Raw genomic sequence first — 407 nt, forward strand, 5'->3', positions numbered from 1 at the left:
GACGAGCCGGTCGTGATGTACCTGCGCAAGCAGGGCCCGGGTCTGGTCACCGCCGCCGACATCGCGCCCCCGGCCGGTGTCGAGGTGCACAACCCCGACCTCGTCCTCGCCACGCTCAACGGCAAGGGCAAGCTGGAGATGGAGCTCACGGTCGAGCGTGGCCGTGGTTACGTCTCCGCCGTGCAGAACAAGCAGGTGGGCCAGGAGATCGGCCGTATCCCGGTCGACTCCATCTACAGCCCGGTGCTGAAGGTCACGTACAAGGTCGAGGCGACCCGTGTCGAGCAGCGCACCGACTTCGACAAGCTGATCGTCGACGTCGAGACCAAGCAGGCCATGCGTCCCCGTGACGCCATGGCGTCGGCCGGTAAGACCCTGGTCGAGCTGTTCGGTCTCGCCCGCGAGCT

The 407-nt window shown here is 67.1% G+C and carries 1 pseudogene; it reads left to right on the forward strand.

Annotated features, from left to right (window positions below):
- Positions 1 to 407 (forward strand): annotated as a pseudogene (locus tag IG08_RS0153390) (DNA-directed RNA polymerase subunit alpha); the annotation flags it as partial.

It is taken from the genome of Streptomyces fulvoviolaceus, from assembly GCF_000718165.1.
GTDB lineage: Bacteria > Actinomycetota > Actinomycetes > Streptomycetales > Streptomycetaceae > Streptomyces > Streptomyces fulvoviolaceus.